Below are 17,602 nucleotides of genomic sequence, written 5' to 3'. Positions count from 1 at the left end.
GTATACCCCTTACCGGTATACTCCACTGCCATTCCTGTGCGTGCAGCTGCACACATGAAAAAACAAAGAGCATCACCACAACCAGGCTTCTTTTCATTATTGTTCTTTCAGTAAAAAAGTAAACAGCGAGGGCTGATAATTAATGGCGGTCTTCTTTCCGTTCAGGGAAAACGCATCTGGCTCACGCGCACTAAATATCCCTATCCGTGCATAGGGTTGACCGCTGAAATGCGCCGCTATATTACTCTTCCCATAACTTACTATACCGGATAATTTCGATAAAGATTCATACACTACCCGCTGTTCCTTTCTTACATAACTGCCATAGCCTACAAAAAGATCCTGCAGATCTTCCGGCTTACCGGTATCCTTATTTTCCGCCCATGTAAAGGCAAGCAGGTAAGCATCCGTATCCCATCCACCCATATTGTTGCAGCTGTTCAGGTGCATCTTCCTTCCGTCTGCCAGCAGGTTCAGGTACACATTTGTTACCTTCCCGGATTGCCGGATACGCAGGCCAAGATAGTTTGCAGCCGTAATCCGTTCAATCTGCGGAATGTTATTATCGTTTACAGAATCCTTCAGAATGATGGTGGTAACAAACTTTGTTTGTCTCACTTCTTCCGGGTATTGTATAGAGAAATAAGTTTCTGTTCTGGTAAGGTCCTTTGCCTGCGGAGCCGTTCTTGCCACCAGCTTCATCTTCTCCGGGAAATCATGATTATAGCCTGTTTGTATCAGTGTTTCCGGGAAGAGCGGCCTTACCAGCACGGCGGCATTATTGTTCTGTATACTGATGTCCATTCCTGTTTTACGGGCATCGCCACCGGGATGAAGCAGCCATTCAAACTTCCCGGTATTATATGTTTTCACATCGTCAATAACCAGGATCACTTTATCCAGCCACAGGTAGTTCTTCTCGGTAAATTTCCTTTCGCTCACCGGGTCGGCAAGTACATCGCCATCGGCGGTAAGAGCCGGCGCTTTGGGGTATTTGGCGGCAAACTCAGTACCAGCCCAACGTACGCCCAGTAATGGCTTTGTAAGCTCAATATGCGCAATATGCCAGCGTTTCAGGTCATCCATGCGCTGACCTTCGCCCTGTAATTCCACCGCCCTTTCGCGGCGTATTTCCTCTTTCATATCCACCAGTGAAATCCGGTAGCGCCCAAAACTATCCAGCAGCCCTCCTATAAAAAGCTGCGACAGGCCATAGCTGATGAGGAAAAGACTCAGCGTAAGCTGGGCCTGGCTGTTGGAAATACCCAGGGCGGTTGTCATGCCCGGTAAGGAGGGAATATAAATATCCGTGGCAAATCCCGACATAGGGATCATGGCAAAAGCCAGCAGGGTGGCTATTCCTATATTGCTGTCCTTTATTCTTTGCAGTTTAACAGTGCTGTTGGTCATATTACAGTTGCTGGTGATTCAATCACTGCAAAATTACAGCATCCATGTCATTAATCAACTTTACTACGGCGGTCTGCATCATACCAACAGCACATTAATCACCAGGTTTAATCACCGCAGAAACGATCTATTGCTTTAGCCGTTTTGAGCTCAGCCAGATGCCAGCCAATACCAGCAGGCCACCGGCCATCTGCCAGGGCGTAAAAGTATCTTTCAGGAATATCACAGCAATCAGCGCACCGATCACAGGGTTCAGGTTCAGGAAATTCCCTACCTGGGCGGCAGGCAAACTTTCCAGCGCCCTGTTATAAAGAAAGTAAGCCAGCGCAGAAGCAAATACACCGAGGTAAATAATTCCAGCCCATGCCTCCCCGGATATTTCCGGCATACCATGTGCGTACAGTTCCACGCCGGCGGCCGGTATTAAAAAGGCCGATCCTATAAAAGTGCTCACCGCGGTGGCTAACAGGGTATCTGTATCCTTCAGGCTTCTCGACAACAAGGTATATGCGCTCCAGCAGCAAACCGCCAGCAGCATCAGCACACTGCCCCGCAGGGTATGCGCCCCACCGGTATTTCCCACAAACCCTACCAGCACCACACCCGTTACACATAATACGATACCGGCAATACTTCTGCCCCCAATATGCTCTTTTAACAACAATGCCGCCGGTATGGCTATCGCCACCGGTATTAACCCCTCTACCAACGCACCGGTGGATGCCGGGATATAAAGCATGGCGGAGTTGAAAAGACCATAGTATACGGTAATGCCCAATATGCCCATTACAGCCAGCCTTTTATAAGGCAACGGCTGCGGTACTTTTCTCCGCTGCCGCAAATAAAAAGGCAACAACAACCCGCAGGCCACTATATGACGCAGTGCAGCAAACAGGTAAGGCGATACTTCTGTTACCACCGTTTTGGTAACCGTAAAGGAACTCCCCCATATGAGCATCACAAACACAATACTGATAAAACCTTTTGCCCGTTCTGTTACAACTATTTTCTTCATAAGTCTTTATTCTTCACGTTCTGCATGATCCGCCAGGCCGCCCATAACCAGCCGGATGCTATAGCTGCTGTTAACAATAAAGCAGGCCATATCAGCATGATCTGGTAAAAAGTTACATTAAACCCATTGCTCACCAGGTAAGCAATGGCCCAGTAAATGATCATGATCAAACTGGTAAGCAGACCATACTTCGTTCCTGCGGATAAATATTTTTCCGGTTGCTCAAAGATCCCGGTTCCTGCTCTTCCTCCCAAAAAATAAGTGATACCAAATATAAAAAAGACCAACACCTCTGGGTTCATCTGTGCATCTATAAAAAAGATCAGTCCATTTGCCCAATCGCCTCCCGATTCTGTAAAAAACAAAAAGATCTCCAGGATGATCATTGCCACCAACAGTGACATTATCGCTTTTTTCCTGCCGGTTTGTTTTGCTGTGTCGGATGTCATAAGGGTTGAGTATTGATTTAACCAGAAGTAATTTAGATAATTAGTCCGATATTTGACCTGCGATGATCTTTATCCATGACCAGGCTTTTCAGCGGAAATGTAATGCGGAATATAGAATGATCTGCCCGGTCATTTTATAAAGACAACACAGCCGTTCAGGGCATTCCTGTATAGCTACTCCCCGTTTACCCGATAGATACCCCATAGATAAGCCATACTTGCGACACTGATAAGCCGTATCTATAAAGATGCGGATGAAGTACGGTTAAACTTTTTTTTCACTACCGGTTTAATGTAGGGTATGTCCGAAAGGATATGGGGGAATGGCTTTTCGTGCGAATGGTATCAGTTAGTAACCGCAATGGCGCGCCTGCCAACTTTCTTATTGATCAGCAGGGACATATCCTGTTCGCCTGGCCGGGTTTACCGTCGGGGAGAACTTATGCAATGGACAAATGCGGTGGACAGGCATTTAATGGAATTGATTGAAGATGGTACATTAAAGAAACTACAACAAGGGCTTTATTATTACCCCAAACAATCTACTTTTGGCCAGGTTCCCCCGGATGAAAAGGAGCTGGTACGTAGTTTTTTAAAAGCTAAAGATTTTCTTCTTACTTCTCCTAACGCGTACAATAGCCTGGGAGTAGGTACCACCCAGCTGTATAATAAACGTATTGTTTATAATCATAAACGACACGGCATATTCCAGCTGGGTAATAAATTCTTTGACTTTAAAATTGTTCCGCATTATCCCAAAAAGGTAACCCCCGAATATTTGCTCGTTGATCTGGCTGGAAATATGGAGTCACTCGCTGAAGATCCTGTGGAACTGACTACACGCTTATTTTCTCTCATGGAGAAAATTGATAAAAACACGCTAATGAAGCTGTTTAATTATTACGGCAATGCCAAGGCCAGGAAACTATATCAGGATTTTTTACGCCGGTCTGAAAATTGAGCACTGAACTATGCCACAATATCTTCATGAACATAAGGATTTTGCTGATTTAATACGTATCATAGAAGAGGAATCAGGCATAAATGCTGCCCTGATCGAGAAGGATTACCTGGATTTGACCAGGTAATGAAGCGTATTAAACAGTTTGTTAAGCAACTGTAAGCTATCCAATTTCAATGTGACGGAAAATGACTGGAAAGAGAAGCATTCAGATCCGTATACTCAATAACTTTATAAAGCAGTTATCCAAATTGCAGGCTTAAACCGTTGAGAAAAGAGATCATAAAAAACAGCCACCTGCTATTCGATTTCCCCTTATTCATTTTGTTCATTTTAAAACCGCCCCGTTCATTACATCCATTTGTTTTGCAGGCATCATAACTGTCATTATTATAATTAAATTAGAATTATACAATTGAGAACTGTTGCTGTTCAGTGATAATATCTCTATTGAAAAGATCTCAAAACTAACAAAGACTGGCTACTGTTACCAACAAATCACTACGGGAAAGACTATACAATTATTATTCAACAAGACCGGTTGCTGCAGATTGATAATATCGCCTTTGAAAACGCCCTGATGAATTCAAACCAAAATCAAAATTCCCCACAGCACTTTTATGCGCTGGATGCTATAAGGGGTATCGCCGCTATTATAGTTGTCCTCTACCATTGGCAGTTCTTTTATTATGCCAATGATACCTGGGTACAGGGAGGCTTCGAAAAAACAGCACTTCCGTTCTATATTTACCTGCAGGCCTTCTACAACGATGGCATGGTAGCGGTCGATTTATTCTTCCTCCTCTCAGGGTTTATTTTCTTCTGGCTGTATGCGGAACGCATCGCCAACAGGAATATTCACTTTGGCAAGTTTATGTTCTTCCGCCTCAGCAGGCTCTACCCCATTCACCTGGTAACCCTGGTAACTGTGGCCATACTTCAATGGCTGATGTTGAGAAATGCCGGGCATTATTTCATTATACAGTTCAACGACAGCTACCACTTTGTCCTGAACCTGCTGTTCATGCAAAACTGGGGATTTGAAAAAGGCCCCTCCTTTAACGGGCCTTCCTGGTCTGTTTCCGTGGAAGTGGCGTTATACCTGATGTTTTTTGTTATCTGCTACCTGAAGCTACAACATAAGAAATGGCTGTTGCTCCTCATGATCCCTGCAGGTATATTTATTCAGTATTTCTATAGCATCATCGGTAAAGGAATGTACTCTTTCTTCCTGGGTGCGCTGGTATACTATCTGTATGTATGGATGACGAAAGAGAACAGGACCCGGAAATACCTGCCGGCCCTGGCTGTGGTTACTGCAATATTATGGATCATGCTGTTTGCAGAATACCAGTTCTCCTTCTTCCAGGAAATATGGACAAAGCTGTATATGCAGGTGCTTCCCGGTAAAAGCCCGGAGTCCTCCGCATCTGCGTTTGGACTGGGCCGCAACTTCTTCTTCCGCACGGCGGTGTCACCCTGCACCATCCTTACCCTGGCGCTGTGGGAAACCTCCAGGGGTGTGCTGAACAAAAAATGGGCGTTGCTTGGTAACTGCAGCTATGCGATGTACTTAATTCATTTCCCGCTGCAGATCATTTTTGTACTTGTAGCAGACGCCTTTCATATGAACCGGCTAGTATTCCGGTCGCCATATACTTTATTGCTTTTTTTCCTGATTCTGCTGCCACTGAGCCTGATCACTTACTACTATTTCGAGCTGCCTGCACAGGAGAAGCTCAGGGCCAGATTCTTTAAAACAAACAGGGCCGGTGTAAACATAGCTGATGTTAAAGTAACAACATAAAGAAGTCCGCAATGAGGAGACCCGTTAGATCCTTGTTTTAAAATGGTGATGAATGCCGGTGAAATACCTGCATGCACACTTCCTGTGATACCGTACCGAACAGATAAATTAATCACTTAATATGGGATTGAAATTCAGCTTTCCATTGATCCTGGCGTTGATAATAATTACCGGGTGCAACAGCTCCCGGAAACTGACCTACTTTAACGACATTGCAACAGCCTCGGGAGTAGATTCACTACACCGCATGCAGCAATTGAAAATACAACCCGGCGACATCCTTCAGATCACGATCACCACGCTCGATAAAGAAGTGTCGCAGATCTTTAACCCTAACATTACCGTTTCCGGGCCGGCTTCGAACAGCGGCATGGAACCGGGATACCTGGTAGACAGTGCCGGCTATATAGCCCTGCCGGTGATAGGAAAAATAAATGTAAAAGATAAAACCACTGCCGCCATCAACGACCTGGTATCGCAGGAACTGGAGAAAACAGTCCGTAACGCCTATGTATCTACGCGGCTGGTAAATTTCAGAGTATCCGTACTCGGTGATGTAGCCCGCCCCGGATCCTTCCGCATCGGCGCTGAAAGAGCCTCCATACTGGATGCACTGAGCATGGCCGGCGATCTCAATGTTACCGCCAAACGCGACGACATCATGATCATAAGGGAGATCAACGGCGTTAAAACATATGCATCGGTGAACCTGAACGACAGCAAAACCCTTTCTTCACCCTACTATTATCTCAGCAATAATGATGTTGTGTACGTAAAGCCCGGCCCCGACCGCAAATTCGCTACGTCCAAAACAATACAGCTGCTGCCGGCCATCATCGGCGTAATATCACTTATTACCACGATCGTCATTCTAAGTAAATGATCAGTGTTATGAATCAGCAAAAAACAACCAGCAATAAGGGCTCCGTTATAGATCTGAATGATCTCTTCCAGAAAGTGGTATTCCACTGGCCGCTTTATCTCCTGGTACTGATGGCCATGGTAACAGGCGCCATGCTGTACCTGAAATACAAGAAACCGATCTATATGTCCACCGCCAGGCTTTACCTGAAAGATGAAAAAAAAGGTGGCGGGGAAGAAATGGATGCCCTGAAATCCCTTGCACTTTTTAACAACGGGAAAAATATTGAAAACGAGATGGAAGTGCTGAAAGCCCCTATCCTGGTGGAAAAAGTGATCGCAGCCGGCGGCTTTAATACCCGGTATTACCTGAAAGGAACAGTGAACAATGAAGAGATCTACAACCATCCTCCACTCACCATCCGCGTACTGAGCGATAGTACCAAAGTAGGCAATTACATTTTTGATGTGACCCGGGAAAATGATCTGCTGAAAATAAAACAGGTGAACAATACCACCGATAGCGGCCTGCAATTCACTACCAGGCCCGGCGAACCATTCACCGTGGCGAAAGATAAATTCATGATCACTTTTCCCGCTACAGCATCCACCGCTCCTGCCGGCACTTTCCGTATCCGCGTGGATTCGGTACCGGAACTGACCTATGAAAAAATAGAAGAAATAGGTACCGCGCTGGTGAACCGCGATGCCACGGTAATACTCGTAAGCTATAAAGACCCCGTACCCGAAAGGACCGCCGATTTCCTCAACTCCTTACTGGAAGCCTACAATGAATATACCCTCGACGACAAAAACCGGGTGGCCTTTAAAACCATTCACTTCCTGGCAGTTAGAATTGATTCCTTAAAAGAAGAACTGGGGCTGCTGGAAAAACAGGAAGAAAATTTTAAGATCCAGAGAGGCATCACAGATATTGACGCCAGCTCCAAACTGGCGCTGGAACAGGTAAAGGAAGCAGATATCCGGCTCAGCGAAGCCAATATGCAACTCTCCGTTTTTGACCAGGTGGAAAGCTATATCAGCAACCCCGCCAGCAATTATCCCTTTGCACCGGTACTTGGTAATATTGATCAAACACTTACCTCCATGATCAACCGGTACGAAGAAGCGCTCCGGGAAAAGAAACGGTTGTCGCTTTCCCTCAAGCCTGCCAGCGAGATCCTGCAAAACGTGGAGTCGCAGATCACCGATACGCGGAGAACCATCCGCGATTATATTGCCGGATACAGAAGGAATGCCAACGTGGTACAAAAAGAAACACAGCAGAAAGTAAACCAGATACAGGGAAAAATAGCCAACATCCCTACCTATGCAAAAGAATACATTAACATAAAAAGACAGCAGGGCGTAAAGGAAAACCTGTATCTCTACCTGCTGAAAAAGAAGGAAGAAGCATCGGTAGCCTATGCCAGTAACGTGGTAGATAACAAAGTGATTGCTCCTGCTTTTGTACCGGACAAACCCATCGCCCCTAAAAAATCTATTGTATTCATCGGCTTTATCGCCGCCGGCCTGGTACTCACCAGCGCTTACATCTATCTGAAATATTTCCTGAATCCCAGTGTACTCAGTAAAAAAGAAATTGAACAGGTGTTCGATCTGCCTGTTATCGCGGAAATTTACCAGCAGGAAGAAGGCGCCCGCGATATGTCGCTTCAAAACCGTTCGGTACTGGTGGAGCAGGTATTTAATATGCGCACCAACCTGAAGTTCCTGCTCACCGGCGTTACCGGTACGCCTACCATTCTCCTTACCTCCAGCATATCAGGAGAAGGAAAAACCTTCCTGTCTGCCCACCTGGGCAACTCTTTAACGGTAAGTAATAAAAAAGTGGTGCTGCTGGAACTGGATCTGCGGAAACCAAAGCTGTCGCAGTTCCTGGGGTTGGACCATAACGTTGGCGTTACCAATTACATCATCGGGAATAAAACCATAGAAGAGATCATTAAGAAAGTACCAGGCACCGACGGGCTTTACCTGGTATCTTCCGGCCCTATTCCTCCCAACCCTATTGAGCTTATCGAGGGAGAGCGTATGGCCGAGCTGCTGGCGCAGCTGAAAGACCTGTTTGATTACGTGGTGATCGATATGTCGCCCATTGGTATTGTATCCGATGCGAAAAGCATTTCTGGCCAGGTCGACTGTGCCCTGTTTGTGGTGCGTTACAACTTCACCCTTAAATCCAAACTGATACCTGTATCAGAAAATGTCCGGAAAGGCTTCTTCAAAAAAATAGGGATCATTTTCAACGGCATAGAACAGGATACCTTCTATCCTTATTACTACTACGATCATTACTCATACACAGAAAATAAACAGCAGCATCATACGTGGTCATCACTGGTTAAAAAAATAAAACAACGCATTGCATAAATTATTTGAAAATAGCGGTTGGCTTTTGATAGATAAGCTCAGTAAACTTTTCCCGGGCATTATCATCATGGCGCTCATTGCCAGGCACCTGGGCCCGGAGGAATTCGGGATCTGGAGCTATGCATTGGCCCTCACCACTATTATAGGCAGTGTAGCCATACTTGGCATGGACAAACTCGCTGTAAAAGAGATCCTGCATAACGGGCAAAAACAGGGCGCCATTGTAGTTACCGTTATCTTAATGCGGATCGTGGCCGGTATCATCTGTATGGCCATCAGCGTAAGCATTGTGTGGTTTACACGGCAACACCAGCAACTATATATATACTGCACTATTTTTTCTGCACTGATCATTGTGCTGCAATCTTTCGATGTGCTGGACTACTTCTACCAGGCGAAGCACAATGTAAAAAAGGTGATCATTCCCAAAGTAACGGTGTTCCTCGCTTTCTGCGCAATAAAACTGGTCATCATATACCTGGATGGCTCGCTGATGGCATTCCTGTGGACATCCGTGATAGAACTGGTGGTCACCTACCTGGTAGTAATAGCGATCTATGGCTACTACAATACGGCAGATTTCACCCTTCGTATTGACCGTACACTGGCTAAAACGCTGCTGGTGCAAAGCTGGCCGCTGATACTTTCCAACCTGGTGGTGGTATTATTTATGAAGATAGACCTGGTGCTGCTGGACCTGCTTTCCAACCCGGGGGAACTGGGGAAATATGTAAGCGCGGCACGGATCTCGGAGCTATGGTACGCCATTCCTACAGTGATATCCGTAGCCATACTGCCCGGTCTTATTCAAAAGAAAAAGAGCAGCCGCAGTGCTTACCTGGCCGCGCTGGAAAAGTGGCTGCGCCTGTCGTTCTGGCTAAGCCTGGGTATTGCATTGCTGATCACATTCACTGCGCACCTCATCATTCCTTTCCTGTACGGCGAAGGCTACGCGGCCGCTTCCCGGATGCTGAGGATCCATATATGGGCAGGGATACCTGTGTTCCTCAGCGTTGTAATGGTACAGTACCTGTTCGTAGAAGGAGAATACAAGAGCTACCTGTACGGCAACCTGTCGGGCCTGCTCGTTAATGTAGGGGTAAACTTTTTCATTATCCCCGCTTATGGCGGCACAGGCGCGGCTATCGCCACCGTAGGGGCTTACAGCACCGTGTATGCCATGTTGGTTTTGCTCGACAAAAGCGGCGAGGGCTACCTGCTTGCCAAAAGAATGTTTCATCCCATACAGGCCCTTGCAGATATCAAACAGGTACACAGCAACCTGTGGATCTTCGCCACCCGTCTGTTTACCTTCAACCAAAAACAGTATACCAAATGAGCAGCATGAGAAATATCGCGGCCAAACTGGTTACTACCCTGTTTCCAAGGCTTAGTTACGGTGTACGTGCTTACAGCTCGGAAGGGGAAGACCTCATTTTACAAAGGATCTTTGACGGGAAAAAGAGAGGTGTTTATATAGATGTGGGCGCCCATCACCCCTTCCGGGTATCCAATACCTACCTGCTTTACAAGCGCAGGTGGACGGGGATTAACATTGATCCCATGCCTGGCTCAATGGCCTTATTCAACAGGTACCGGCCTAAAGATATCAACCTGGAAATAGGTGTGTCGGCAGTAAAGCAACAACTCACCTATTTCATATTTAACGAACCTGCTTTAAACACTTTCTCTCCTGAAAAAGTGAAGGAATACACGCAGGTATCCAGGTACCGGGTGATTGATGAAAAGAAGATAGATACCTGGCCCCTGGCAGAGATCCTGGATACTTACCTGGCTAAAGATGTTAAGATCGACATCCTAACTATTGATGCAGAAGGATTTGATATGGAAGTACTGCGATCCAATAACTGGGATAAATACAGGCCCGCCTATGTGCTGGCGGAGTCGCCTCCATTTGATGTATTACAGGCCGGGCCCTGCGAGTTATGCCGGTTTATGCAAACCGTGGGATACCGCATGTTTGCCAAAACATATTACACCTATTTCTTTAAAAACATGAACACATAAAATGCCTGGAAGCAAGTTATATGTACAATATGGTTGTGGGCCTTTTTCAGCACCTGCCGGCTGGAAAAACTATGATTCCTCGCCTACGCTGAGGCTTCAGCGGGTTCCCCTGATAGGGAAACTGCTGAAGCCGGCCATGCATGTTACTTTCCATCCCGACGTATTGAAAGGCGATATATTAAAGGGGCTTCCGGGGATAAAAGAGAGTTCATGCGATGGCATTTATTGTTCGCATGTACTGGAGCACCTGGCTTATAACGACTGCCTCCTTGCTATCAGGAATACCTTTCATATCCTGAAGCCCGGCGGTTACTTCAGGTGCGTAGTGCCCGACCTGGCCGGCGCCGCCAGGAGATATATTGCACAGCTTTCGGAGAATGATCCTAAAGCCAATACGGGGTTCATGGAAGAAACCCTGCTTGGAAAGGAAGAAAGGGTGCGGGGATTCAAACAGCTGATCCAGCTGGCACTGGGCAACCGGGAGCACCTGTATATGTGGGATCACCTTTCCTTATCGCACCAGCTGGCCGCCGCGGGGTTTAAGAACATAAGACACTGTGCATTCAACGACAGCCCCGACAGCATGTTCAAACTGGTGGAAGAAGAAATAAGATTTAATAACGCCGTTGCATTGGAGGCAACTAAATGATGTTACACACGCCGGTCTTATTCCTGGTATTTAACCGTCCCGGACAGGCATTGCAGGTATTCGGGCAAATCCGGTTGCAACAGCCGGAACAGCTGTTCATTGCCGCCGACGGGCCGCGGGCCGGCAAACCCGGGGAAGCGGAGTTGTGCGAGGCCACCCGCACAGCCATACTCAATGGTATCGACTGGCCCTGTAAAGTAACTACCCTGTTCCGCACCCATAACCTGGGCTGCGGTAAAGTCGTAAGCTCGGCGATCGACTGGTTCTTCAGCCATGTGGAAGAAGGGATTATACTGGAAGATGACTGTGTACCGGACCCCACTTTTTTTTCTTTTTGTACTGAGATGTTAACGCAATACCGCATGAATGAAACCATTATGCATATCAACGGCGGTAATTACCAATCGGGCATCCGGCGGGGAAACGCTTCCTATTATTTTTCCCGTTATGCGCATATATGGGGATGGGCCACCTGGCGGCGTGCCTGGCAGTATTATGACTTTACCCTTCAACGATATAAACACGCATCCCGGGAAGGGCTCAATACCTTCCTGCAATCGGAGCTGCAGGCTATTTACGACAAACGGGTGGACACCTGGGATATTCAATGGTTTATGACCGTGTGGTTCAATAAGGGATGGGTGATCACGCCTAATATAAGTCTTGTTGAAAACATTGGCTATGGCAAAGATGCCACCCATACCCGTGTGGTTCCCCGCTGGTTTAAAAGTATCCGGTATGGCGCTATAACGGACATCACTCATCCCGGCAGTCACCATATCAACGAAGAAGCAGACAGGTATACCATCAACACCTTGTATAACCCCGGCAGGTTATATCTCAGGATAAAAAAAATAGTAAAAAACAATACGTTTCTATACAACATGTACAAACGCATTTCCTGACCCGTAAAATAATATGGAAACCGTAAACAGCAGTCTTCAAAGCAGTAATCTATTCGTGGAATGTTTCAGGGAAAGCATGCCCCTGATCATTGCGGCCATATTGCTGTACCTGTATTACAACAGGCGGATCAGCATTATAGACATGCTGTTGTACGCCTTTGCATCGGAAGCCTATACCTTGCTAACTATCGGGCCAACTTTTACCGCTACATTTTTCGTAGGTATGTTCATCTTTTTTGAACAGGCCCATCAATTGTTTACCGGCCGGCAGTATATCCGGAAGGAATATCTTTTCCTGCTGCTGTTGCCGCTGCTTTCAAGTATCGCGGTATTCCTGATCACGCAGCTTTACAAAGATCCTTTCAATTATCCCGGCGGTAAGCTGTTTGTGTTCTATACAAAGCCCCTGTACTTTTACCTGAAAACCTACCTTCCCCTGTTTGCTATCGGCGCCAAGATAGTACAGGAACGAAAGCAGCTTTCCTTTGAACAATTCGCCCTGAGCATAAAAAAAATTGCGGTCATATCCTGTGTGATTGCCTCCATCCAGGTAGCTGTACAGCTCATTTTCCACAATTTGGAGCTGAGTGAATTACTCGGGTTGCAAAGCCGTTACCTGATGAAGGAGATCAACGGTCCGCTGGGATTACGGGTACAGGCATTATTCGGGGAACCTAAAATGTTTGGCGCCTTTCTCTCCCTTGCGATCCCTTTCTTTATGAGAGACCGGAATTACAAGGCTACGGCGGTGATGATAGTGGCGGGCATACTCACTTCGTCCCAAACATTCTGGATCAATATCCTGGCTGGTGGTCTCCTGTTTTTATGCTTACCGGGACCTGTGCCGGTAAGATGGAAGATAACAGCCACCCTGGGGATGATCATTGGCATTTTCCTGGGAGTGGCTGCATCCAAGGAATATTTCCTGAAACATTATATGGAGAACCGTCATCAACCGGTATACCAGCTGCTTTTTGAAAGATCCGCCTACCGCTACGACAACGAGGAAATCTGGGGCAAGAGCAATATCATTCTCGGCATTCCGCTGCAAAGGGATATGGAACTGCCGGTGGTGGATTTTCTGCGGGATGAGCCCTATCTCCTGATATCCGGCTACGGTGCAGGCAACAGCCCCTTTATCCCCCCCAATTATTTCTTCGGACAGCTCAGTTATCAAAGTAGTATAGAAGGCGTTGGCGGCCGCAATCTGAATATGCGCTGGTTCTTTATCCTGGCTGAATTCGGGGCGGTTTCCCTGTTCTTCTTCTTCCTGATACTAACCCGCACAGGGCAGGACGTTCCGCCGTTTCAGCGCAGCTACCTGGCGTATGTCGCGGTTTGTTTCTTTTTCAGCCAGATAGATCTTTTCCTGATTATAGTGGCATTACTCTGTGCATATTATAACGAACCAGTAAACGAAAAGGGAGATGAACAAAGTACATAGTATCCTTTGGGGATTAAAATTCAGGTCGTCTTTGTTATACCACTATCTTTTCAACAAAAAGGTACGGAAGAGAACGGCCTGGCATGAAATGCGGTACCATCTGTTTTCGCCGCGCATGTACGCGGTAGCCAATGAAAGAGCTACCCTGATAAACAAGGATGAAAAATACAGTTATTACCGGATAAAGGGTTATGACGATACATTTATTTACCCCGCATCCGCCCCGCTGTACAGCTTTGCCATGGTGATGGCGGAAGCAAGACCGCAACACTGGCATTACTACGAGATCCCTCAAACAGCCGTTGCACCCGGCGACGTGGTGGTAGACTGTGGCAGCGCCGAAGGATTCTTTGCCTTCAAACACCAGCATACCGCTAGCCGCATCTTTGTGCTGGAGCCCTTACCCCTTTTTGTGGACTCACTGCGGGAGCTTTTCCGTCATAAAAACAAAGTGATCATTATAGCGATCACCACTTATCACGAAGGACAGGACTACGAACAGCTGATCGCATTGATAAAAGGCGTGGTGCCGGAATACAATCACCTGGTAAAGGGAATTCATTACATCTCCGGCAACCCGGTGATGCTACACATGTGGATCTAACGGCAATATAAAAGATGCAGGTATTTTTAGACAATATTGTGTTCTCTATTCAGAAAGCCGGTGGCGTATCCGCCTACTGGTATGAGCTGCTGTGCGGTATGAGCAACAGCGGCCTGTCTGTTGGCTGCTTAAACGCAAGACCGCAATCAGACAATATTTTTGAGCGGAACATAGATTACCACCGCTTTAACTGTATCCGCGAAAGCTGGATCCCCCACAAATACCTGCGGTACCTGCCCCTCCGTTATTCCCTGCCCCCTGCTGCTGTTTTTCATGGAGGTTACCTCCGTGTATCTCCACAAAAAGATATCCTGAATATCCTTACGGTGCACGACTTTGCCCATGAGCGGAAACTGGCTACAAAGTTCCCCCGCGGACTGGCAAACATCCTGCAAAAAGCCTACAGCATCCGCCGTGCCGATGGCATTATCTGTATTTCAGACAGTACCCGGAGAGAGTTGCTGCACTTCTTCCCGGACATTCATCCTGCAAAGGTAAAAGTGATCCATCATGGTATCGGCAACTTCTTCCCCATCAGCAAACAACAACCGGTAAGCTGTTCGCTGCACATGGATCTGCAGAAAAAATTCATCCTGTATGTTGGCGCGCGCAGGCATTATAAGAATTTTTTCATGGCCGTAAAAACAATGGAGCTGCTTTCCCCTTCCTGCCACCTGGTAGCTGTGGGTGGAGAACCCTGGAATAAAAAAGAAATGAATATGATGGAGGAAAAGATAGCCGGCCGTTATCATATTTTTCCTGCCATCAGCCAGGCCGATCTGAATGTTTTATACAACCATGCTTTCTGTTTGCTCTATACTTCTGCGTATGAGGGATTTGGCTTTCCGCCGGGAGAAGCCATGAAAGCCGGTTGCCCGGTAGTAACCACCGACGCTACCTCCATGCCTGAAGTAGTGGGCGATGCAGGCCTGATGGCCGATTCGGCCGACCCCGTATTATTTGCAGAAAAGATCAGCGCACTCGAAAATGAAAACTACCGGCAGCAGCTGATTCAACAGGGCCTGCAACGGGTGCAGCAATTTACATGGGATAAAAGCGTACAGGAAACAATTGGTTTTTACAAAGATTGCTGGAACCTCAAATTCTCCACATGAGTATTATTTTCAAAATAGCAGACACCGTAAAGGTATTCCTCAGCTCCGGCAGGGGATTTGGCTCACTGCTGGAAAAAGGCGCCTCCGTAGCTTCCACCCGGATACTACATAACTGCCGGCATTATATTCCCACGTTGGGCGCTATCATAGATGCAGGCGCCAACCAGGGCCAGTTTGCCATGGCTGCCGCTCACTTTTACCCCCGTGCGCGCATCCATTCCTTTGAGCCCCTTCCCCATGTGTTTGCCCTGCTGCAACGTAATACGAGGAGACTTAGCAATATCAGCACCTATAACATGGCCCTGGGCAATTGCAACGGAACGCTGGAATTTCACAGCAATGCCTACTCCCACGCCAGCTCAGCGCTGAATGTATCTGCTCTGCAAAAAAACATGCTGCCCAAAACAGCTACCACCCGCCAGATAGAGGTGCCTGTGCAGCGGCTGGACGACCTTCTGCACCGGCTCACTTTTATCCCGCCGGTACTGCTGAAAATGGATGTACAGGGATTTGAGAAAGAAGTATTGAAAGGCGCCATCAAAAGCCTGTGGCAGATCGACTACCTGTTGTTTGAAACCTCTTTTGTACAGATGTACGACGGCGAGCCATTGTTTGATGAAATGCATCATTTTGTAAAAGAGCTTGGATTTGAATTCATTGCCCCGGTAGGATTTCTTCAATCAGAAAAATTACAAATCCTGCAAATGGACCTGCTTTATAAAAGAAAAACCCATGAGAATTGTAGTTAACGACCATTCCGGCCACGCATTCACCCTGCAGTTAAGCCGGCAGTTTGCACAAAGCGGGCATGAAGTATTGCATGCCTACTCTGTTTCCTTTCAATCGCCCAAGGGCAACTTTGAAGACCTGCCCGTATCCGGAACCAGTTTAACAATACTGCCCATTATGATCAAAGGCGCATTTGATAAATACTCTCTTTTAAAAAGACGGGAACAGGAAATTGACTACGCCCGCCAGCTTATACGCCAGCTGGAAATATTCAGGCCTGATGTGGTGCTGAGCGGCACTACGCCATTGTTTGTACAACAGCATGTACAGCAATACTGCATCAATAAGGGAATCAAATTTGTGTACTGGTGCCAGGATATCTATACCATTGCCATCCGGCAGATCGCCCGCCGCAGGCTGGGTTTCATCGGTTTTCCCTTATGGCACTACTTCAAAAAACTGGAAGCCGGTTTACTGAAAAAAAGCGCGCATGTGGTGAGCATCACTCCCGGCTTTAATGATCTTTTTCAAAAATGGAAGATCCGCCCACAACAGGTAACCTGTATCCCCAACTGGGCGCCACTGGGGGAAATAACGCCTGCAAAAAAGAAAAATGAATGGGCCAGCCGGCACCAGGTGGCCGATAAAACCTGTATCGTTTATTCAGGCACATTGGGGTTAAAACATAATCCGTCCATGCTCTCCGCCGCCGCGGCGTATTTCCGCCAACATAAGGATGTAGTGTTTATTGTGATCTCTGAAGGTTTGGGGGCCGACTTCCTGCAAAAGGAAAAAGAACAGCAGCAGCTGGACAACCTCCTGCTGCTGCCCTTCCAGGACTTCCGGGAGATGAGCCAGGTACTTGGCGCCGCCGACATTTTGCTGGCTATACTGGAGCAGGATGCCGGCGCCTATTCAGTACCATCAAAGGTGCTCACTTACCTGTGCGCGGAAAAGCCCATCGTACTGGCCATGCCGCCGGATAACCTGAGCGCCGCTATTGTACTGGATAACAAAGCTGGCTATTGTATTGCCCCTGATAACCCGCAGGGCTTCTGCCGGCAAATTGAGAAACTGGTGACTGATCCGGCGCTACGGGAAGAAATGGGGCGCAACGGCCGCGCATACGCAGAAAGGACTTTCGACATACAGCATATAGAAAACAAATTCCTGCAAATATTTAATACTATCTGAACTGATACAAACATTCGTCATCCTTCAAGCACAAAAT

At 47.1% G+C, this 17,602-nt stretch carries 16 protein-coding genes; 13 read left to right on the top strand and 3 right to left on the bottom strand.

Features of this window, described 5'->3' with window-relative positions; all coding sequences use genetic code 11:
* Positions 1 to 96: 96 nt before the first annotated feature.
* The 3 genes from FN124_RS29510 to FN124_RS29500 all read right to left on the bottom strand — a co-directional run bounded on the left by FN124_RS29510 (position 97) and on the right by FN124_RS29500 (position 2,874).
* Positions 97 to 1,410: a RagB/SusD family nutrient uptake outer membrane protein gene (locus tag FN124_RS29510; protein WP_142688392.1), complete on the bottom strand. Its 1,314-nt coding sequence runs from the start codon at positions 1,408 to 1,410 to the stop codon at positions 97 to 99.
* Between the two features lie 127 nt (positions 1,411 to 1,537).
* Entirely contained in the window at positions 1,538 to 2,425 is an 888-nt protein-coding gene (locus tag FN124_RS29505) for a DMT family transporter (protein WP_142688391.1), read from the bottom strand.
* A complete protein-coding gene (locus FN124_RS29500; RefSeq protein WP_142688390.1) occupies positions 2,422 to 2,874 on the bottom strand; it encodes a hypothetical protein in 453 nt (150 codons plus the stop codon). The genes FN124_RS29505 and FN124_RS29500 overlap by 4 nt, the downstream gene beginning before the upstream one ends.
* A gap of 442 nt (positions 2,875 to 3,316) precedes the next feature.
* Between FN124_RS29500 and FN124_RS29495 the strand changes: the two genes are divergently transcribed.
* The 13 genes from FN124_RS29495 (at position 3,317) to FN124_RS29430 (ending at position 17,565) form a co-directional block, all read left to right on the top strand.
* Positions 3,317 to 3,835, top strand: a complete 519-nt coding sequence (locus FN124_RS29495; protein ID WP_221887958.1) for a hypothetical protein — start codon at positions 3,317 to 3,319, stop codon at positions 3,833 to 3,835.
* 580 nt (positions 3,836 to 4,415) lie between these two features.
* Positions 4,416 to 5,642 (top strand): acyltransferase family protein, encoded by a 1,227-nt coding sequence (locus FN124_RS29485; protein WP_142688389.1) that lies wholly within the window; start codon positions 4,416 to 4,418, stop codon positions 5,640 to 5,642.
* A gap of 121 nt (positions 5,643 to 5,763) precedes the next feature.
* Positions 5,764 to 6,525 carry a polysaccharide biosynthesis/export family protein gene (locus FN124_RS29480; protein ID WP_142688388.1) on the top strand — a complete coding sequence of 254 codons (762 nt, stop codon included), beginning with the start codon at positions 5,764 to 5,766 and terminating at the stop codon, positions 6,523 to 6,525.
* A gap of 8 nt (positions 6,526 to 6,533) precedes the next feature.
* On the top strand, positions 6,534 to 8,897 hold the full coding sequence (locus FN124_RS29475; protein ID WP_185937453.1) for a GumC family protein: 2,364 nt from the start codon (positions 6,534 to 6,536) through the stop codon (positions 8,895 to 8,897).
* The gene (locus FN124_RS29470) at positions 8,890 to 10,236 is read left to right on the top strand and encodes a flippase (protein ID WP_142688386.1); all 1,347 of its coding nucleotides are present in this window, start codon (positions 8,890 to 8,892) and stop codon (positions 10,234 to 10,236) included. Before FN124_RS29475 ends, FN124_RS29470 begins: the two co-directional genes overlap by 8 nt.
* Positions 10,237 to 10,241: 5 nt before the next feature.
* Positions 10,242 to 10,925 carry an FkbM family methyltransferase gene (locus FN124_RS29465; protein WP_260607613.1) on the top strand — a complete coding sequence of 228 codons (684 nt, stop codon included), beginning with the start codon at positions 10,242 to 10,244 and terminating at the stop codon, positions 10,923 to 10,925.
* A gap of 1 nt (position 10,926) precedes the next feature.
* Complete coding sequence (locus FN124_RS29460) at positions 10,927 to 11,574, top strand: class I SAM-dependent methyltransferase (RefSeq protein WP_142688384.1); 648 nt, start codon at positions 10,927 to 10,929, stop codon at positions 11,572 to 11,574.
* Positions 11,574 to 12,479 (top strand): nucleotide-diphospho-sugar transferase, encoded by a 906-nt coding sequence (locus tag FN124_RS29455; protein ID WP_142688383.1) that lies wholly within the window; start codon positions 11,574 to 11,576, stop codon positions 12,477 to 12,479. The genes FN124_RS29460 and FN124_RS29455 overlap by 1 nt, the downstream gene beginning before the upstream one ends.
* A gap of 13 nt (positions 12,480 to 12,492) precedes the next feature.
* The gene (locus FN124_RS29450; RefSeq protein ID WP_142688382.1) at positions 12,493 to 13,923 is read left to right on the top strand and encodes a hypothetical protein; all 1,431 of its coding nucleotides are present in this window, start codon (positions 12,493 to 12,495) and stop codon (positions 13,921 to 13,923) included.
* Positions 13,907 to 14,527, top strand: coding sequence for a hypothetical protein (locus tag FN124_RS29445; protein ID WP_142688381.1), 621 nt, complete (start codon positions 13,907 to 13,909; stop codon positions 14,525 to 14,527). Before FN124_RS29450 ends, FN124_RS29445 begins: the two co-directional genes overlap by 17 nt.
* A 14-nt stretch (positions 14,528 to 14,541) precedes the next feature.
* A complete protein-coding gene (locus FN124_RS29440; RefSeq protein ID WP_142688380.1) occupies positions 14,542 to 15,642 on the top strand; it encodes a glycosyltransferase family 4 protein in 1,101 nt (366 codons plus the stop codon).
* Positions 15,639 to 16,391, top strand: coding sequence for an FkbM family methyltransferase (locus FN124_RS29435; protein WP_142688379.1), 753 nt, complete (start codon positions 15,639 to 15,641; stop codon positions 16,389 to 16,391). Before FN124_RS29440 ends, FN124_RS29435 begins: the two co-directional genes overlap by 4 nt.
* Complete coding sequence (locus tag FN124_RS29430) at positions 16,375 to 17,565, top strand: glycosyltransferase family 4 protein (protein ID WP_142688378.1); 1,191 nt, start codon at positions 16,375 to 16,377, stop codon at positions 17,563 to 17,565. The genes FN124_RS29435 and FN124_RS29430 overlap by 17 nt, the downstream gene beginning before the upstream one ends.
* Positions 17,566 to 17,602 lie beyond the last annotated feature (37 nt).

It is taken from the genome of Chitinophaga polysaccharea, from assembly GCF_902150045.1.
GTDB lineage: Bacteria > Bacteroidota > Bacteroidia > Chitinophagales > Chitinophagaceae > Chitinophaga > Chitinophaga polysaccharea_A.
Note: the sequence above shows the minus strand (reverse complement) of the source record. Positions and strands in the feature narration are given on the sequence as shown.